Genomic DNA, 17,336 nt, shown 5'->3' with positions numbered 1-17,336 from the left:
GACCCGGCCAGCAGTAGCCCGATCATTTTGCATATGCGCTGACCGTTACTGCCAGCGCTCGAGGTTCTGCTGCAGCAACTGCTCCGGCAGCGCCCCGGCAACGATCTTTTCCATTTCCCGCGCCAGCGTCTCACGCAGTTGCGGCTGGTTGCAGGGCGACTCATGCGACAGCGCCAAGTACAGCCCTTCGCTGGAAACCGGCGGCTCCAGCACCTGCACCGTGTCTGCAATACCCAGTGTGCGCGCCAGCGCCATGCCGGGGTACTGCTCGTACACCACGTAATCGCTGCGCTTGTGCATCAGTTTCTCGAACGCCTGCCTGGCACTGGGCACCGCTTCGAGGGTGAGGTTGGCCTTGGCGTAGTCATCGAACTGCTGGCCGTGGCTGTTGTTGACAAGAGTCCCGCCCTTGCGCCCCCTCAGGTCGGCCCATTGCCCGTAGGCAAAGGCATTGTCCTGGCGCACCCAGACCACGCTGGGGGTGTGCAGGAATGGTGGGACGACGAAGTCCATCTGGCGCTGGCGGGCCTGGGTCATGAAATACCCGGCCATCAGGTCGATCCGGCCCGTGCGCACTTCTTCCTGGGCACGCGACCACGGCCCAGCGTAGACCACCTCGATTTCCAGGCCCAGTTGCCTGCCCAGGTACTTGAGCAGGTCGGCATTGGCACCGATCAGTTGCTGGGGGTTTTGCGGGTCGCGCCACAGGTATGGGGGGTATTCGGGGTTGCCGGTAGCAGTCAGCCGCTGGCATGGCTCTTGCGCTACCACAGCCAAGGGCAGCAGCGCAAGGCCCAGCAACGACAAGGCGTGGCGAAAGCAGCGCTTGATCATCTACAACCCTCGGCACATGGAACATCCAGCACCCCAGTATGGCTGGCCAAAGGCTGCCATATCCGGCGGTCGACTGCAGTATTCATCTGTGGGTGTTGTAGACAGTCTGGACCAGGAGCGGCCAGAAAAACAGGAAGGCTGCATGCACAGCAACCAGCTTCGGCCGGCACTCAGCCAGGCATTTCTGCCCGCGCACGCCCGGCGGCGTCCTGACACACCTGGCGCAGTTCCGCGGCCTTGACCTTGCTGACCGACCTGGCAGCCAGCAGCTCATCGACCACACGGATGCTCTGCTCCAGGGCGGTGGCCAACTGCTCGGGATCGGAGGCGTCAGCGATATCACCCAGATAAGGAGCGATGAGGTATACGTAACGGTCCTGCAACTTGAGCGCTTCCAGGGCGTCGAGGGCTTTCTGGAACCGATCGGCAGCGGCAGGGCTCATGCTCAATTTATCGAAATGAATCAGGCTCACACGGTCAGTGGCCATTGACGAATCTCCGTTTCCTGGTGCGGCCCGGCCCACAAGCAGCAGCGCGTCTACGGTGCTCGGATGTGCAGGCCCGGGTAATGCTCATCAGGGTACCAGAACGCGAGGCAGAATGGGCCATCGCCCCCGGAACTAAAAGCATTTCACACGTCGCGCAATGGATGACCCGGGGCGTTATCGGGACAGGCCAGGTTGTTTGGTGCGCAGGATAATCGCGCCAGCAAGTCTCCCCGCCGAGGCAGTCACGAACTCGGTAGCCCACACAACAACAAGCCTGCGCATGCAGGTAAGCCACAAAGGGGCCTCATCATTCATGGCAAAGGAACACATCACCGAAACGTTCGACCTAGGCGTGACGGACCCCTCGAAAACCGCAGAAGCCCGCCAGGACCGGCATTTCGAGGGCAAGCTCGACTGGATCGTCTTTGGTTTCACCAGCCTCCTGGCCATTGCCTTCGTCCTCTGGGGCTTCCTCAACCAGGCCAGCCTCGCCAGCAGCGCCTCCAGCGCGCAATCCTGGGTCATTCTCAACTTCGGCTGGTTCTTCGTACTGACTTCGACCCTGTTCGTGGTGTTCGTGTTGTGGCTGGCCGCCAGCCGTTACGGCAGGGTCCCACTGGGGCGTGATGGCGAACAACCAGAGTTCCGCACCGTGTCCTGGGTAGCGATGATGTTCAGCGCCGGCATGGGCATCGGCCTGATGTTCTTCGGCGTTGCCGAGCCACTGTCGCACTATGTATCGCCACCGCCCGGGTCGGCCACTGGGCAATCGAGCGAAGCGATGCAGGTGGCGATGGCCACCACGTTGTTCCACTGGACCCTGCACCCCTGGGCCATGTACGCCATCGTCGGCCTGGTGATTGCCTACGGCACCTTCCGCCGCGGCCGCTCGCAGCTGATTTCTGCCGCCTTCCGGCCATTGATCGGCAAACACGCCAACGGCCCGCTGGGCCGCCTGATCGACATGATGGCGATCTTCGCCACCCTGTTCGGCTCGGCCGCCTCGCTGGGCCTGGGCGCGCTGCAGATCGCCGGTGGCCTGGAATACAACGGCTGGATCGAAAGCCCCGGCAAACTGTTCTACATCTCGATCATCACCCTGCTGACCATTGCCTTCGTCACCTCCGCGGTGTCGGGCATCGGCAAGGGCATCCAGTGGCTGTCCAACACCAACATGGTCCTGGCGCTGGTACTGGCGGTGTTCGTGTTCATGGTCGGCCCGACCCTGCTGATGCTCAACCTGTTGCCGACCTCGATCGGTATCTACATCAAGATGCTGCCGGAAATGATGGCCCGCACCAACGCCAGCGGCGGCGAGCAGATGAACGACTGGCTGGCCGGCTGGACCGTGTTCTACTGGGCCTGGTGGATTTCCTGGACGCCGTTCGTGGGCATGTTCATCGCCCGCATCAGCCGCGGCCGCACCATCCGCCAGTTCGTCACCGGGGTGCTGCTGGTGCCGAGCCTGGTCAGCCTGGTGTGGTTCACCGTCTTCGGCGGCGCGGCTATCGACGCCCTGCGCGACGGCGCCTTCCAGCTGGCCAACGGCGCAGTCAACAGCAACCACGCACTGTACCAGTTGCTGGACAGCTACCCGCTGGCCTCGGCGACCTCGGTACTGGTGATGGTCCTGGTGGGTATCTTCTTCGTCTCCGGTGCCGACGCTGCGTCGCTGGTGATGGGCACGCTGTCGGAACATGGCACCACCACACCCTCGCGGCGCACGGTGATTTTCTGGGGTGCGCTGACCGGTACGGTGGCGGCGATCATGCTGGCGATCGGCGACCCGCGTGCCCCTGGCGAGGCGCTGACCGGGCTGCAGAACCTGACCATCGTCGTGGCCCTGCCGTTCGTGGTGGTGATGGTGCTGCTGTGCCTGGCACTGTACCGCGACCTGCGCAAGGACCCGATGATGCTGCGCCACCTGCGTGGCAACGAGCTGATCGAAAAGGCCGTGCTGTATGGGGCGGTCAAGCATGGCGAGGAGTTCTACATCGTGGTGCAGGAGAAGAAGGCTTCGGTGAAGACGGCGGCGACAAGCGAAGTATCCGAGACCTGAACGGCTGTTCGCGGGCATGCCCGCTCCCACCTTGACCGCATAGGACTTAAGCCCTGTGCAATACCTGTGGGAGCTGGCTTGCCGGCGATGAGGCCAATCCAGGCAATACAAGACAGTTGCTCCCACAGGGATTACCGATTGCCCAGCCGGCTCGGTCTCGCCAAGTCAATCGCGCAGGAAGCTGTCCTCGAATGGGTAATGGGTCAACAGCTCATACCCGTCTTCGGTGACCAGCAACTGGTTCTCCAGCTTGATGCCGTCACGCCCGCCCACTTCGCCCACATAGGCCTCCACGCACAGGGCCATGCCCGGTTGCAGTTCGCCTTCATACCCATAGGCCTCAAGGTCTTCCGGATAACGAATGCTCGGGTACTCGTCACACAACCCCACACCATGGAACATCACCCCGTAGCGCTGCGCGCGGCAGCTTTCGGGCAGGCGGTGGCCGTTACGGCTGAGCTCGGTGAAGCGCACACCAGGCTTGACCATCTCGGCATTGACGTGGATGTGCTCGTGGGCGATGCGGTACAGGCGCTTCTGCTCGGCCGTAGGCTCCAGGTCGCCGCAGATCCAGCTGCGCGACATGTCCACGCAGAAGCCATACACACCGACCAGGTCGGTGTCGAACGACAATAGGTCGCCAGCACTGAGCAGCCGCGGGCCGCACTCCTGGAACCAGGGGTTGGTGCGCGGGCCGGAGCTGAGGATGCGGGTTTCGATCCACTCGCCACCCCGGCGGATATTGCCGCTGTGCAGCGCTGCCCAGACATCGTTCTCGGTAGCGCCGGCGCGCATGGCCTGGCGCATTTCGTCAACCGAGGCCTCGCAGGCGGCCACCGCGCAGCGCATGGCCAGGATTTCATCGGGGCCTTTGATCAGCCGGGCGAATTCGGTCACTTCCTGGCCGTTATGCACCTGCACGCCCAGCGCATCGAGGGCACGCAAGCCAGAGACTTCGATGCGGTCCACTGCCAGGCGGCGGTTGTTGCCGGCGTGGGTACGCAGCAATTCGTCGACCTGGGCACAGAAGCGCGCGGCGTGCTCGTCGGTGCGGTCGCCGGTTTCGAAGTAGAAGAACGATGCGCCACTGCGCAGCTCGCTGACCAGCGGCAAGTGCGCGGACAGGTGGTCGCAGCCGTGGAAGTCCCACAGCACCACATGGCCGCTGGCGGCGACGAAGCAGGCGCGCGCCGGGTTGTGGGTGGTCCACAGCTGCATGTTGGTGGTGTCGGTGGCGTAGCGGATGTTCAACGGGTCGAACAGCAGGATGCCGCCGAGGTCGCGTGCCACCAACTGTTCGCGGATGCGCTGCAAACGGTACTCGCGCATGCTCGGCAGGTGCGGCGCCTGCAGGCCGAGCGCGGCCCATTCGGCAAAGGCCAGCGGCGTGGGACCGATTTCGGTGCGGTCGTTGTCGTCGACCGAGCCATCGGCCTTGAGCGCGGCGGCACGCTGGCGGGACGGGTCGATGCGGCGGGCGTTAGCAGGGATCGAGAACGGCGATGTCATCATGGCTTGCGGATTTCCTTGGTCTTATTGTCTGGAAAACAGCGGTTGGATCGGGGCCGCTTTGCGGCCCTAGGCTTCATGCAATACGCGCCGCCCCCTCACCCAGGCGTCGGCTCATCAGCTCGCAATACCAGTCGACGAACTGGCACACCCCATTCTCCACCGCCGCCGAATATGGCCCTGGCTGGTACGCCGGCGAGGTCACGCCGACCTGGGTGCCTTCCACCAGCCTGCGGTCCTGGTCGTTGGTGGCCAGCCACACCTTGGTCAGGCGTTCAAGGTCATAGTCCACGCCTTCCTCGGCATCCTTGGGCACCAGCCAGCGGGTGGTCACCAGGGTTTGCCCGGGCCCTTGCGGCAACACGCGGAAGCTCAGGGCATGGTCGCCGAGAAAGTGATTCCAGGTTGAGGGGTAGTTGAAGTAAAGCAACGCCCCGATGTTGTCCACGCCGCTGCGGTCCAGGCGCCGGGCCACTGCCGGCTTGCCGTCCATGGTGTAGCTGCTGGCCCCATGGTTGAGGGGAATGCGGGTCATGCGGAACTGGCCGTCCGGGTCCATGATCAGGCGGCTGGCCAGGCCACTGGCTTCACAGACGTTCCAGTGCGCCGCCAGCTCCGGGTCTTCGGTACCGCCGATGCCCTGTACCGACACGTTCTCGACAAAGGAGTTGAGCAGTTCGGGGTGGGTGCCATCGCAGTGGTAGCACTCGCGGTTGTTCTCGAACACCAGCTTCCAGTTGCCTTGCTCCACCAGGTTGGCCTCGAAGGCTACCTTGCAATCTTCCAGGTAATGCGGGCCAATGAACGGCGACACGGCACTGCGGAACCTCTCGAAGTCAGGCGCCACCTTGGCCACGCATACGTAGATGTAGCTGTGCACCACTTGGCAATGCACCGGCAGCAGGCCGTGCTCGGCATTGTCGAAACCCTCGCCCATGTTGCCGGCGAACAGCAGGCGGCCATCAAGTTCGAAGGTCCACTTGTGGTACGGGCAGACCAGCTTGGCAACCTTGCCCTTGGCCTCGGTGCACACCTTGGAGCCGCGGTGACGGCAGGCGTTGTGGAAGGCGCGTACCTGGCCATCGCTGCCGCGCACCACCGCTACCGGGTAATCGCCGATCTGCAGGGTAATGTACTGGCCAGGCTTCTCCAGTTCGAAGGTATGCCCGGCAAAGATCCATTCGCGGTGCCAGATTTGCTCTAGATCCTGACGGTATACGTCCGAGTCGTTATAGGCGGCGCCCGGCAAGCCGTGTTGAGGTTTGCGTTGTTTTATCAGGCCCAGTACATCGGTGCTTTGTTGCATTGTTATTGTGCTCCCGGTAATCACTTGCCGCGCGGCGCTTCAAGGCCCTTATTCATTGGGTTAGTCTTTTCAATGAACAACGAACTACCCTCGCTGTTGCCTGAGTCTAGGGCGAGTGCCAACACTCGAAGAATCGACATTTTCTAGGGCTAATTGATTACCAAAACGTATGGTCAAGCACACCGAACCCGATCAGACCTTGATCAAGATGCCGTCCCTGCGTGCGGTCAAGGCCTTCGTCGCCGCCGCCCGCTACCAGAACTTCACTCGCGCGGCCGAAGCCCTGTGCGTGACCCAGGCAGCAATCAGCCGGCAGATCCGCGACCTTGAACTGCACCTGGGGGCCGAGTTGTTCAACCGCGCCGGGCGCGCGGTGGAGCTGACCCCGGCGGGTTCGATCTTCTACGATGCGGTGCAGTTGTCGTTCACCAACATCGCCCAGGCCGCCGAGCGCATCCGCCATACCGAAAGCCCCAAGCAGCAGGTGACCCTGTGCTGCTCGCCGGCCTTTGCCAACTTCTGGCTGGGGCCGAAGTTACCGTCGTTCTTCGAGGCCTACCCGGAAATCGACCTGAGCATCGTGGTGACGCAAAACTTCCTGACCATGGAAAACGGCGTCACCCCGGACATCCTCATCTGCAAGATGGCCAAGAGCGGCGAAGGCTATTTCAGCCAGCCACTGGTTTGCGATGTGATCTACCCGGTGTGTACCCCGCAATACCTCGAGCAACACCCGCAGATCAGCAGCCTGGAAGGCCTGCGCGACACGGCCCTGCTCAACCTCAGCCCGTTCGGCCGCTCGCAGGTGGCCGAGCATGTGGACTGGAAAGTCTGGTTCGCCTACCAGGACATCGACCTCAATTGCCGCGCCGTCGAGGCGCCGCTGCTGTTCAACGCCAACGACTTCAGCCTGCTGCTGCAACTGGCACAGAACCACCAGGGCGTGGCGCTGGGCTGGCACTACCTGGTTGCACCACTGGTGGAGAAAGGCCTGCTGGTACGCCCGGTGCAGGAAACATTGGTGCACCGTGACACCCTGCACTACCTGAGCGTGGCTGAGGCCAAAGCCCGTGACGCCAGCTGCTGCAAGGTACGCGACTGGCTGACCGACCAGTTCGACTGGTCGCTGCATGAAGATATCGACGCCGATACACAGGCATAACAAAAGCTCATCGGTTTGGCTGCGTAAATGTCGCTGTATCGAAACCCGTTGCCTCACTAACCTTCCAGCAACAGCGCAAAACAACTTGCACTGCACTTTGGGGCAAAGTAATAACAAGAGGTCAAGCATGTCTGCATTCCAGTTCCCCGGCGTCAACCTGGCCATCACTACCCCGTTCGATGCCCAGGGCAAGGTCGACTACCCCCGCTTCGAACAACTGATCGAGCGCTACATTAGCGCTGGCGTACACGGCTTCGTGCTCAGCTCCGGCACCGGCATGCACGTATACCTGAGCAAGGACGAGTCCAGGCAACTGGTGGCCTTCGGCGCCAAAGTCATCGATGGCCGCGCCAAGGTGATCGCCCAGACTTCCGCACTGCTGGCCGACGAAGTGCTCGAACGCACCCGCCACGCCGCCGACTGTGGTGCCGATGGCGTGATGGTGTTGCCGCCGTTCTTCGAAGGCCCGACCGACGACCAGGGCATCATCGATTTCTACGCCACGGTGGCCGAGGCCGGCTTGCCGATCATTGGTTACAACGTGCCGCAGGCGGTTGGCGTTGAAGTTACCCCGCAGCTGTTCGCCAAGCTCAGCGAAATTCCCAACTTCGTGTCGGTCAAGGACAGCAGCGGCGACCTGGCAGCCCAGGCATCGCTGATCCGCACCGGCCTGCCGACCATGAACGGTGCCGACCCGCTGGCCGCCTACGCCCTGTATGCCGGTGCCGCCGGGCTGATCTGGGGGGGGGCCAACATGGCCCCACGCACCTGCGTGGCCTTCGTCAACGCGGCGCTGGAACAACAGTGGGAACGCGCCCGGGAGATCTGGCGTGCGCTGGAACCGGTCATGTCGCTGATCTGGCAAGGCGACTACGTGCAGTCGGTATACGCCGGTGCCGAGCTGACCGGTTATGGCGCAGGCAACCCGCGTCGGCCCCTGGCACGCCTGGCGAGCGACAAGCACGGCGCACTGCAAGCAGCACTGGGCGAGCTGATTGCCCGCGAATCCAGCCAGGCCTGATGCCAGGAGCCAAGACCAAGTTCGGCCCATCGCCGGCAAGCCGGGCTCCCACAGGAACAGTGCAGACCTCAAGCTTTTCGCGGTCCCTGTGGGAGCTGGCTTGCCGGCGATGAAGCCAGTACAGGCAATGCAAGAAAGCGGCTCCCACAGGAACAGTGCAGACCTCAAGCTTTGCGCGGTCCCTGTGGGAGCTGGCTTGCCGGCGATGAGGCCAGTACAGGCAATGTAAGAAAGCGGCTCTCACAGGAACAGGGCAGACCTCAAGCTTTTCGCGGTCCCTGTGGGAGCTGGCTTGCCGGCGATGAGGCCAGTACAGGCAATGCAAGAAAGCGGCTCCCACAGCCAAGCCCACCCTACCCCTTCAACGCCGCCTCTATGGTGGCCACATCGATCTTGCCCATCTGCATCATCGCCTCGAACGCGCGCTTGGCCGCTGCCCGATCGGGGTGGCCGATAGCTTCGATAAGAATGCGCGGGGTGATCTGCCAGGAAATCCCCCATTTGTCCTTGCACCAGCCACAAACGCTCGCCTCGCCACCGTTGCCGACAATGGCGTCCCACAAACGGTCGGTCTCGGCCTGGTCCTCGGTGCTGACCTGGAACGAAAACGCCTCACAATGCCTGAACGTCTTGCCGCCATTGAGCCCCACGCAGGGAATGCCCATGACGGTGAACTCGACGGTGATCACGTCGCCTTCCTTGCCCGATGGGTAATCACTCGGTGCCTTGTGCAAGGCAATCACGCTGCTGTCGGGAAAGACGCTGGCATAGAAGTTCGCCGCATCTTCGGCATCGTTGTCGTACCAGAGGCAGATGGTGTTCTTGGCAGTCATGGCCTTGCTCCATGAACGAAGTGAACCCTTGAGTCTAGTTCCTGGCTGGAGTGCCTTTGAAAATCCAGGCTGCTCTGCAACATCCTGCAGATATTTCCGATATCCGGTGATGAACCTGCTGACAAAAATACGGTCTTTGGCTGACGGTCAACTCACCGACCGGTTCATCGGCCCAGTCGCCGGGCCTACTTTTGTCCTGTTTCAGCGAAGACCCAACATGCCCGATTTCCGCCCAACTGCTTCCGCCCTCCCTGTCCTGCGCGGCAGCCTGATTGCCGCCCTGGTAGCCCTTGCCGCACCGGTGCACGCCGAAGAGCCTGCCAGCGACGCACGCTGGGTCAGCGACAGCCTGAGCACCTACGTGCGTAGCGGCCCGACTGACGGCCACCGCATCGTCGGCACGCTCAAGTCAGGGCAGAAGCTGACCTTGCTCGGCAGCCAGGGCAACTACAGCCAGGTGCGCGGACAGAACGGCGATGTGGTGTGGATCCTCAGCAACGACCTGCAGGCAGTACCTGGGCAAAACGAACGCCTGCCGCAGCTTGATACCCAGGTCGCAGAGCTGACCGGGCAGTTGAAGACCATCGACGACAGCTGGAAGAACCGCGTGCAGGGCATGCAGGAAACGCTTGATTCGCGCAAGAAGCTGATCGACGAACTGGAGGCGCGCAACAAAACACTGAGCGAGCAGCTCGACCAGAGCCAGTCGAAGCTGCGCGATACCCAGGCGCGCCTGGGGGATGAGAACAAGCAGGTGATGATGCGCTACATGGTGTACGGCGGCAGCATTGCCGGTGCGGGCTTGTTGGCGGGGCTGATTCTGCCGGCGCTGACCCGTGGGCGCAAGAAGAACGATCGCTGGTTCTGATAGCGGCGTTGGCCTGCACTGGCCTCTTCGCGGGTAAACCCGCTCCCACAGGGAAATCACTGGAGCTGAGGACAGTGGCGTACCTGTGGGAGCGGGTTTACCCGCGAAGAAGTCGCCACCGGCAATTGTGATGGGCTACTTCCCACGCGCCTTGTTGTAGATGGTCTTGGCCCGGTCAGCCGAGGCCTGGCACTTGGTCATGTCGCCGGCCGCCTGCCCTTCCTTGGCCTGCTTCAACAGCTCGTGGTAGTCATGCGCCATGCCGCCGTGCAGGGCCTACCCATCGGTTTTCTTGATGTCTTCAAGCTCCTTGATCTTGGCCGCACAGTTGCTCGCAGGGTCTGCGTGTGCGGCAAAACTGAGGACGGAGGCAATCACCAGCAAAGGTATGCATGTCATGGATTTCATGGGCCGTTCTCCTGGAAACCATAAGGTTCATCGAGGTGCATTCAGCTCGACGCAGCAAAAAGCATAGTTGCCCCGTGCCTGCCCCGCACCACCTCAGCCCAGTATTCTCACTGGCGCAACCGCGCCAACGCCTGCAACACATACCCCGTGGCCCGTTCCACCTGCCCTTCCCGGCAAGCGATCCCCAACTGCCGCCACAGCCCCGGCCGCAGCGGCCGGCGGGCAATGCGCCGGTCCAACTCGGCCGCCTCGCCCTCCTGCGGCAACAACGTTGCCCCATACCCGGCGCCGACCAGGCTTTTGATCGCATCGTTGTAGTTCAGCTCGATGCGCGGTTCGGGGTACAGGCCCGCCGCCGCAAACCACTCGCCAGTCACCCGCGACAGTTGGGTGCTGCTGTCATTGAGGATCAACGCCCGTTGCGCCAGCCAGGCCGGTGTGACCCTGGTCGGCGGCTGCCAGTCGGCCGGTACGTAGGCCAGGATCGGGTCGCGCCGCCAGGGGCTGACCGTCAGCCCTTTGCCAGCCATCTGCGGCAAGGCCACCAGGCCGATATCCAGCGTACCCTCGCGCAAGCGCGCAAACGATGCCTGAGAGGTCAGCACCTGCACCTGCACATCGATCCCCGGGTGTTCTACCCGCAGGCGCGCCAACGCTTGAGGCAGCAGATGGGCGATGGCACCGGTGGATGCGCCCAGGCGTACCCGCCCGGTCAGGCCTTCGACCTGACGACGTACTTCGTCCAGCGCCAGATCGGCGTCAGCCAGCAGGCGGCGGGCGCGGGCCAGTAGCGTTTCACCGATAGCCGTGGGCCGCACCTGGCCACGGGTGCGGCTGAGCAACGGCGCGCCGATACGCGCCTCCAGCTCGGCCACGTGCAGGCTGATGGTGGGTGGCGCCAGGTTGAGCTGGCGAGCAGCCTCGGCAAACGAGCCCAGGTCGCTGATGACCACTAGCGTGCGCAGGCGGTCGAGGCTGATTTCGCGCATAGTCAGTACCGGCCTGTTCGCGAGTGAATCGAGGTGCCGATATACCCGCGAAAGGGCTGGCACAAAAGAACACATACAGAAAAACTGAATACGTCGATCATCATATTCAAATTTCCTTTATCAAAGCCACCAACGAACATAGGTCATCCCTCCCCGCCCGGACTCCAACCATGCACACCCCTGTTGTCTTCATCGACGGCGACCAAGGCACCACCGGCCTGCAGATCCATACCCGCCTGCAAGGCCGCACCGACCTGCGCCTGCTGACCTTGCCCGAAGCCGAGCGCAAAGACCCACAGCGCCGCCGCGAAGCGATCAACAGCGCCGACATCGCCCTGCTGTGCCTGCCCGACGCCGCCGCCCGTGAGGCCGTGGCGGCGATTCATAACCCGCAGGTGCGGGTGATCGACGCCAGCTCCGCACACCGCACCACTCCAGGCTGGGTCTATGGCCTGCCGGAGCTTGACGAGCAGCAAGCCGAGCGCATCGCGCAAAGCAAGCGTGTCAGCAACCCCGGCTGCTACCCCACCGGGGCCATCGCCCTGCTACGGCCGCTGGTCAAGGCCAACTTGCTGCCCGCAGACTACCCGCTGAACATTCACGCCATTTCTGGCTATTCCGGCGGCGGCCGCGCGGCAGTCGAACGGCATGAACAACCCGGCGCAGACAAAGCCCCGGCCCTGCAGTTGTACGGCCTGGAGCTGGCGCACAAGCACGTACCGGAGATCCAGCAGCACGCTGGGTTATCGGCACGGCCGATGTTCATGCCCGGCTACGGCGCCTACCGCCAGGGCATCGTGCTGAGCATCCCGCTGCAGTTGCGCCTGCTGCCAGGCCAGGTCAGCGCCGAACAGCTGCAGGCCTGCCTGGAGCAGCACTACCAGGGCGCCCGCCACGTCCAGGTGATGCCCCTGCACCAGCACGGCGCGGCGGCAAACCTCGACCCCGAAGCGTTGAACGACAGCAACGATCTGCGCCTGGCGCTATACGCCAACCGCGAACATGGCCAGATATTGCTCACCGCGGTGTTCGACAACCTGGGCAAAGGCGCCTCAGGCGCTGCGGTGCAAAACCTCGACCTGATGCTCGGTGCACTTCAGGCGCAAGGCTGAGACGGCAAAACCGGTTAGACTGTACAACCCGCGCCGACACGACGCGGGCTGTATCCCCACCCGCCGGAGCCCGTCCCCCGATGTTCATCCTCAGCCGCCTCGACAGCGTGCCGCCCGAATCTTTCCAGAACCAGATCCGCGAGCTGGTGATCCACAATGTCGGCGAACTGAGCAGTGTCGCCATCACTGCCGACAACCCGTTGTACCCGCTGTACCAGTACGGCGTCGGCATGGAAGTGCACCAGTACCTGCAAGCGCTGGACGGCACCCGCGGCCTGGCCGTGACGCTGACCCTGGCGCTGGATGCCGAAGCACCGGAGCAGTTGCTGGGCTTTGCCCTGTCACTGCCAGCCGAAGATGATCAGCAGGCGTGCGCGCTGGCGTTTCTTGCCGTGCATTCCAGCCATCGCCGCCAGGGCATCGCCCGTGCCCTGCTGGGCGACCTGCAGAGGCGCCATGCCTGCGTGGAGCTGAATGCCTTCGCCAGCCAGGTGCCGTGGTTCGAGGCGATGGGCATGCAGGTGGTGGCCGCCAATGGGCCGCAGGTGCTGATGAGCAGTACCGGGCAGGCCAGTGGCGCGTTGATCGGGCGGCTGGACATTGCGCCGATCTACCAGACGGCTGAGGTGCTGCAGATTCATACCTACCTGCTTAACCAGCAGGGAGAGGATGCGATGATCGAAGCGGAACAGATGCGCGATGAGCGGCTGGATGAGTTGGCTATTCAAGCCCAGGAATGTGTAAGGCAGCGCAAGACCGTGCATTGATTCGAGGGCCTATTCGCGGGCTTGCCCGCTCCCACAGGAATATCACAAGGCCCAAGGTCGGTGATAACCTGTGGGAGCGGGCAAGCCCGCGAACAAGCCACACTGGCCCCTCAGCCATGCACCCAGCGCCGATGCAGTCCGCGCGCCAGGGCATCGAGCACGAACCCCAGCACGCCGATCAGCAACACCATCGCCATCAGCTCGGAATACGCCAGCCGGTCACGGGTATCGAGAATGAAATACCCTAGCCCTGCACTCACCCCAAGCATTTCGCACGGCACCAGTACAATCCACAGAATGCCGATGGCCAGGCGCACGCCGGTCAGCACATGGCCGATCACCCCGGGCACGATCACCTTGCACAAGGTTTCCCAGCGCGTGGCGCTCAAACTGCGGCTCAACTGCAGCCAGCGCGGATCCAGCTGCCTTACCCCTGCCGCGGTGTTCAGCAAGATCGGCCACAACGCGGCAAACGCCAGCAAGAAGTAGATCGGCTGGTCACCCACGCCCATCAGCATCACCACCACCGGCATCCACGACAGGGGCGAAATCATGCGCAGGAACTGGAACGCCGGCGTGGTCGCCGCCTCCAGATGCCGGTAACTGCCTACCAGCAAGCCCAGCGGCACGCCAATCAGCAACGCCAGCAGCAGCCCGACCAGGATGCGCTCGAGGCTGACCCAGATATGCCCGTAGACCTCGCCCTGCCCCAGCAACTCGACCAGGCTGGCCAGGGTCGCCGCCGGCGAAAAGCGCGCCGACAGGCCATCGGCCTGGCCGAACACGGCAACACCGGCCCACCACAACAGCAACAAGCCCAGCAACCCGGCCAGACCAAGGCTGGCGTGTACGACATGCGTGCGCATCAGACTGCAAACTCCTCGCTACGCTCGAAATTGTCGGCGATGCCGAACACCGACGGCCCACCGACTGCGGCGATGGCGTTGCGCACGAAGCGATCGTCGACCAGGTCGCGGGCGGTTTGCGCCGGGTCCAGCCCTGCCAGGAACGCGTTGTCGCCTTCGATCAGGGTGGTTTTCAGGCGTTTGACCAGCTCTTCGGTGTAGCTCGGGAACGGATAAGGCTGGAAATCGATGCGCTTCTCATCCCACTGCTGATGGCGGATGGCACCACTGGCAATGTAGCCAGCACGGTCCTCGGCGGCCGGCGCCAGCACCTTGGTCAGTACCGCAGGTTCATGCGGGGTGTATTTGTTGGGGCCGGCCTTGGACAGCAAGGCGGCGGCTTCGGCGCGGTGGTCACGGGTCCAGTGCTGGGCCTTGACGATGGCGTTGACCACCTTCTGCGACCACTCCGGGCGGTTGTTCAGGTCATGTTCGTGCATGAACACCACGCAGCAGGCGTGGTTGCGCCACACATCGCCGGTAAAGCGCTGCACGCGGCCAACCTTGAGATTTTCGGCCAGGGCGTTGAACGGTTCGGCGACGATGTAGCCGGCGATGCGCTTGCTGGCCAGCGCCGGGGGCATGTCGGATGGCGGCAGCACCAGCAGGTTGACCTCGTTGGCGGCCAGTTGCGCGTTGGCTGGCTTCGACACGGGGGTCAGGCCGTTGTCGTTGAGCATCTGCTGCAGCACCACGTTGTGGATCGAGTACCAGAACGGGATGGCCACGGTCTTGCCGCCCAGTTGTTTCATGTCAGTGATGTCCGGCGCCACGGTCAGACCCGAACCGCCCACGTGGTTCCAGGCCACCACCTTGGCCGGCACCTTGCTGCCGTAGCGGGCCCACACGGTCATCGGCGACAGCAGGTGGATGACGTTGACCTGGCCGGAAATGAACGCCTCGATCACCTGTGCCCAGCTGCGCAGCAGCACTGGCCGCTCGGCCTTGATGCCTTCGGCCTCGAACAGGCCGTTGTTGTGTGCCACCAGCAGCGGCGTGGCGTCGGTAATTGGCAGGTAGCCGATACGCACCGGCGCGTCCGGTTCGGCAGCGGCGCGGGCCTGCAGGCTCGACAACAAAGGCAGCGCACCGGCCGCCGTGAGCATGGCGCCGAGTTTGAGGAAATCGCGACGCGAAGAAGAGGAACAGCAGTCATCCATGCACATGGACAGTCTCCGAGGGCAACGGGGTTGGGGTAGGTTCGACTGTGCGGCTTGCCCGCCGAAGGGTTTTGAGGATTTCGATGCGCAGGGCGCCCAGTTCTTCGACCCGCTGCGTCCGGGGTTGTGGCAGGTCGATGTGCCACTGGCCGAGGATATGCGCTGGGTGATTGCCCAGTAGCAGGACCCGGTCGGACAGCAGCAGCGCTTCGTCGATATCGTGGGTAATCAACACCGCTGCCGTGTTGTGGGTGGCGATCAATTGCAGCAGCAGTTGCTGCATGTCGGCCCGGGTCACTTCATCCAGGGCACCGAACGGCTCGTCGAGCAACAGCACCTCGGGCTGGCGGGCCAGGCAGCGGGCCAGTGCGGTACGCTGGGCCATGCCGCCGGACAATTGCGCCGGGTACTGGCTACGGGCGTGGGCCAGGCCCACGGCAGCGATTGCGTGGTCGACGCGCGCGCGCCGCTCGGCAGCGGCCAGCTTGGGTTGGCGGGCGAAATCCAGGCCGAAGGCAACGTTCTTCTCCAGACTCAGCCAGGGCAACAGGCTGGGGTCTTGGAAGGCCACTGCCAGGCGTGGATGCGGCCCCTGCAGCGGCTGGCCGTGCAAGGTCACGCTGCCACCACGGGGCTGCTGCAGGCCGGCCAGCACCCGCAACAGGCTGGACTTGCCAACACCACTGGGGCCGAGGATGCTCACCACTTCGCCCGGTACCAGTTGCAGGTCGAACTGCGCCAGCACCTCCTGCCAGCCACCCTCGCGCGGGTAGCCCAGGCTGATGTCGCGGGCTTCGAGCAATACTGGGCTCATGCCGCGCCCGCCTGCCGTTGCAGTTCGGCACGCAGTTGCACCAGGCTGGGCGTGACGATCGGCACGAAGGCCGATTCGCGCCAGCGGCGGGCAAAACCTTCGCCGTACTCGCTGAGGTAGGCCTTGCCGCCACTGGCCTGCAACTCCAGCTGCACCGCATCGGCAGCACTTTCGGCCAGGGTGATGCGCAGCTTGAACAAGGCCGCTGGCTGCTGCAGGAAGCGGCCGTCGAGCAGGCCTTGCTTGAGCTCGCTGACGGTGTTCTCCAGGCGCTCGCCGAGCACCTGTCGGGCTTCGTCGAGGAACGAGCCACGGCCATGCAGGTGTGCTTGCACTTCCTCCAGCGCCCGCCGCGCCAGGCCGATGGCCATGCCGCACTGCAGCGCCAGGAACGCCGGGCGTACCCGGGGCAGGAACTCACGGGCATTTTCGTGCAGCAACCAGTCCTGGCCCAACGCTACCTGATGGAAGGCCAGTGCCGCGGTATTGCTCGATTGCAGCCCCATCAGTTGCAGGTCGTCGGAGCGCTCCAGGCCTTGGACGTCGGAGGGAATGGCCAGCACGAACGGCGTGCCACCGTTTTCGTCTTCGATGGCCGCCGCCACCACGAAACCACTCTTGCGCAGGTTGGTCACCCAGTGCAGGCGCCCTTCCAAGTGCCAACCCTCGGCCGCGGGGCGGCCACGCACCTGCAGCGCTTCGATCCCGGACAGGAACTTCATGGCGTTGGACAACCCGGTAGCGCCGGCCAGTTCGCCGGTCAGCAGGCGCGGCAGCAGGCGCTCGCGCAGCGGCTGGTTGGGGCTGTGCAACAGGTACTCGATAAAGGCGCGCTGGCCCCAGCAGACGAAGGCCGCTGCCAATGAGCGGCTGGCGATGGCGGCGATGGCCTCGACCGCATCGGTAACCTGCCCGCCGGTGCCACCCTGCGCCGGGTCGACACCGATGCGCAACAGCTGCGATTCGGCGATCTGCGTCAGGACCAGCTGCGGCTCGCACAGGCCCTGGTCGATAGCCTCGGCATTGGCATCCAGCCATTGTCGAAATGCGCAGTCATGCATGTTCTTGCTCCTTTGAAAACGCCGGGGCCGCTTGGCGGCC

At 63.7% G+C, this 17,336-nt stretch carries 16 protein-coding genes and 1 pseudogene; 6 read left to right on the top strand and 11 right to left on the bottom strand.

Annotation, left to right across the window (positions count from 1 at the left end; translation table 11 throughout):
- Positions 1-45: 45 nt before the first annotated feature.
- Both TZ03_RS00265 and TZ03_RS00260 read right to left on the bottom strand, forming a co-directional pair.
- Positions 46-834, bottom strand: coding sequence for a substrate-binding periplasmic protein (locus tag TZ03_RS00265; protein ID WP_051094894.1), 789 nt, complete (start codon positions 832-834; stop codon positions 46-48).
- Between the two features lie 170 nt (positions 835-1,004).
- Positions 1,005-1,322 (bottom strand): hypothetical protein, encoded by a 318-nt coding sequence (locus tag TZ03_RS00260; RefSeq protein WP_051094893.1) that lies wholly within the window; start codon positions 1,320-1,322, stop codon positions 1,005-1,007.
- 313 nt (positions 1,323-1,635) lie between these two features.
- Here TZ03_RS00260 and TZ03_RS00255 point away from each other — a divergent pair, with 313 nt between their 5' ends.
- The gene (locus TZ03_RS00255) at positions 1,636-3,381 is read left to right on the top strand and encodes a BCCT family transporter (RefSeq protein WP_051094892.1); all 1,746 of its coding nucleotides are present in this window, start codon (positions 1,636-1,638) and stop codon (positions 3,379-3,381) included.
- A 165-nt stretch (positions 3,382-3,546) separates the two neighbouring features.
- Here TZ03_RS00255 and dddP read toward each other — a convergent pair whose 3' ends face one another.
- Both dddP and TZ03_RS00245 read right to left on the bottom strand, forming a co-directional pair.
- A complete protein-coding gene (gene dddP / locus TZ03_RS00250; RefSeq protein WP_082056493.1) occupies positions 3,547-4,893 on the bottom strand; it encodes a dimethylsulfonioproprionate lyase DddP in 1,347 nt (448 codons plus the stop codon).
- A gap of 73 nt (positions 4,894-4,966) precedes the next feature.
- On the bottom strand, positions 4,967-6,196 hold the full coding sequence (locus tag TZ03_RS00245; RefSeq protein WP_051094891.1) for an aromatic ring-hydroxylating oxygenase subunit alpha: 1,230 nt from the start codon (positions 6,194-6,196) through the stop codon (positions 4,967-4,969).
- A gap of 169 nt (positions 6,197-6,365) precedes the next feature.
- Here TZ03_RS00245 and TZ03_RS00240 point away from each other — a divergent pair, with 169 nt between their 5' ends.
- A complete protein-coding gene (locus TZ03_RS00240) occupies positions 6,366-7,358 on the top strand; it encodes a LysR family transcriptional regulator (RefSeq protein ID WP_051094890.1) in 993 nt (330 codons plus the stop codon).
- A 127-nt stretch (positions 7,359-7,485) separates the two neighbouring features.
- Complete coding sequence (locus tag TZ03_RS00235; RefSeq protein WP_051094889.1) at positions 7,486-8,379, top strand: dihydrodipicolinate synthase family protein; 894 nt, start codon at positions 7,486-7,488, stop codon at positions 8,377-8,379.
- 353 nt (positions 8,380-8,732) lie between these two features.
- Here TZ03_RS00235 and TZ03_RS00230 read toward each other — a convergent pair whose 3' ends face one another.
- Positions 8,733-9,212 (bottom strand): VOC family protein, encoded by a 480-nt coding sequence (locus TZ03_RS00230; RefSeq protein ID WP_051094888.1) that lies wholly within the window; start codon positions 9,210-9,212, stop codon positions 8,733-8,735.
- A 217-nt stretch (positions 9,213-9,429) separates the two neighbouring features.
- Here TZ03_RS00230 and TZ03_RS00225 point away from each other — a divergent pair, with 217 nt between their 5' ends.
- Positions 9,430-10,080, top strand: coding sequence for a TIGR04211 family SH3 domain-containing protein (locus TZ03_RS00225; protein ID WP_051094887.1), 651 nt, complete (start codon positions 9,430-9,432; stop codon positions 10,078-10,080).
- 135 nt (positions 10,081-10,215) lie between these two features.
- On the opposite strand, the pseudogene TZ03_RS00220 reads toward TZ03_RS00225, so the two are convergent.
- Both TZ03_RS00220 and TZ03_RS00215 read right to left on the bottom strand, forming a co-directional pair.
- Positions 10,216-10,488: pseudogene (locus TZ03_RS00220) on the bottom strand (hypothetical protein).
- Between the two features lie 107 nt (positions 10,489-10,595).
- Entirely contained in the window at positions 10,596-11,477 is an 882-nt protein-coding gene (locus TZ03_RS00215; RefSeq protein ID WP_051094886.1) for a LysR family transcriptional regulator, read from the bottom strand.
- A gap of 170 nt (positions 11,478-11,647) precedes the next feature.
- On the opposite strand from TZ03_RS00215, the gene argC reads away from it, so the two are divergent.
- Together argC and TZ03_RS00205 are read left to right on the top strand one after the other, a co-directional pair.
- A complete protein-coding gene (gene argC / locus TZ03_RS00210) occupies positions 11,648-12,589 on the top strand; it encodes an N-acetyl-gamma-glutamyl-phosphate reductase (RefSeq protein WP_051094885.1) in 942 nt (313 codons plus the stop codon).
- 80 nt (positions 12,590-12,669) lie between these two features.
- Complete coding sequence (locus tag TZ03_RS00205) at positions 12,670-13,356, top strand: GNAT family N-acetyltransferase (protein ID WP_051094884.1); 687 nt, start codon at positions 12,670-12,672, stop codon at positions 13,354-13,356.
- Positions 13,357-13,466: 110 nt separating this feature from the next.
- On the opposite strand, the gene TZ03_RS00200 is transcribed toward TZ03_RS00205, so the two are convergent.
- The 4 genes from TZ03_RS00200 to TZ03_RS00185 are packed head-to-tail and all read right to left on the bottom strand — an operon-like array spanning position 13,467 to position 17,296.
- Positions 13,467-14,222 (bottom strand): ABC transporter permease, encoded by a 756-nt coding sequence (locus TZ03_RS00200; protein ID WP_051094883.1) that lies wholly within the window; start codon positions 14,220-14,222, stop codon positions 13,467-13,469.
- Complete coding sequence (locus tag TZ03_RS00195; protein WP_019096625.1) at positions 14,222-15,427, bottom strand: ABC transporter substrate-binding protein; 1,206 nt, start codon at positions 15,425-15,427, stop codon at positions 14,222-14,224. Before TZ03_RS00195 ends, TZ03_RS00200 begins: the two co-directional genes overlap by 1 nt.
- Complete coding sequence (locus tag TZ03_RS00190; protein ID WP_051094882.1) at positions 15,414-16,235, bottom strand: ABC transporter ATP-binding protein; 822 nt, start codon at positions 16,233-16,235, stop codon at positions 15,414-15,416. Before TZ03_RS00190 ends, TZ03_RS00195 begins: the two co-directional genes overlap by 14 nt.
- Positions 16,232-17,296: an acyl-CoA dehydrogenase family protein gene (locus TZ03_RS00185; protein WP_051094881.1), complete on the bottom strand. Its 1,065-nt coding sequence runs from the start codon at positions 17,294-17,296 to the stop codon at positions 16,232-16,234. The genes TZ03_RS00190 and TZ03_RS00185 overlap by 4 nt, the downstream gene beginning before the upstream one ends.
- Positions 17,297-17,336: the final 40 nt, after the last annotated feature.

This window comes from Pseudomonas sp. 10-1B (genome assembly GCF_000935045.1).
Classification (GTDB): domain Bacteria; phylum Pseudomonadota; class Gammaproteobacteria; order Pseudomonadales; family Pseudomonadaceae; genus Aquipseudomonas.
This window is presented reverse-complemented; position numbering and strand designations above follow the sequence as displayed.

Coding starts and splice junctions, on each gene's coding strand:
- TZ03_RS00205 (WP_051094884.1), top strand. CDS start 12,670: ATGTTCATCCTCAGCCGCCTCGACAGCGTGCCGCCCGAATCTTTCCAG.
- TZ03_RS00255 (WP_051094892.1), top strand. CDS start 1,636: ATGGCAAAGGAACACATCACCGAAACGTTCGACCTAGGCGTGACGGAC.
- TZ03_RS00265 (WP_051094894.1), bottom strand. CDS start 834: ATGATCAAGCGCTGCTTTCGCCACGCCTTGTCGTTGCTGGGCCTTGCG.
- TZ03_RS00215 (WP_051094886.1), bottom strand. CDS start 11,477: ATGCGCGAAATCAGCCTCGACCGCCTGCGCACGCTAGTGGTCATCAGC.
- TZ03_RS00260 (WP_051094893.1), bottom strand. CDS start 1,322: ATGGCCACTGACCGTGTGAGCCTGATTCATTTCGATAAATTGAGCATG.
- TZ03_RS00240 (WP_051094890.1), top strand. CDS start 6,366: ATGGTCAAGCACACCGAACCCGATCAGACCTTGATCAAGATGCCGTCC.
- TZ03_RS00230 (WP_051094888.1), bottom strand. CDS start 9,212: ATGACTGCCAAGAACACCATCTGCCTCTGGTACGACAACGATGCCGAA.
- TZ03_RS00245 (WP_051094891.1), bottom strand. CDS start 6,196: ATGCAACAAAGCACCGATGTACTGGGCCTGATAAAACAACGCAAACCT.
- argC (WP_051094885.1), top strand. CDS start 11,648: ATGCACACCCCTGTTGTCTTCATCGACGGCGACCAAGGCACCACCGGC.
- TZ03_RS00200 (WP_051094883.1), bottom strand. CDS start 14,222: ATGCGCACGCATGTCGTACACGCCAGCCTTGGTCTGGCCGGGTTGCTG.
- dddP (WP_082056493.1), bottom strand. CDS start 4,893: ATGATGACATCGCCGTTCTCGATCCCTGCTAACGCCCGCCGCATCGAC.
- TZ03_RS00195 (WP_019096625.1), bottom strand. CDS start 15,427: ATGTGCATGGATGACTGCTGTTCCTCTTCTTCGCGTCGCGATTTCCTC.
- TZ03_RS00225 (WP_051094887.1), top strand. CDS start 9,430: ATGCCCGATTTCCGCCCAACTGCTTCCGCCCTCCCTGTCCTGCGCGGC.
- TZ03_RS00235 (WP_051094889.1), top strand. CDS start 7,486: ATGTCTGCATTCCAGTTCCCCGGCGTCAACCTGGCCATCACTACCCCG.
- TZ03_RS00190 (WP_051094882.1), bottom strand. CDS start 16,235: ATGAGCCCAGTATTGCTCGAAGCCCGCGACATCAGCCTGGGCTACCCG.
- TZ03_RS00185 (WP_051094881.1), bottom strand. CDS start 17,296: ATGCATGACTGCGCATTTCGACAATGGCTGGATGCCAATGCCGAGGCT.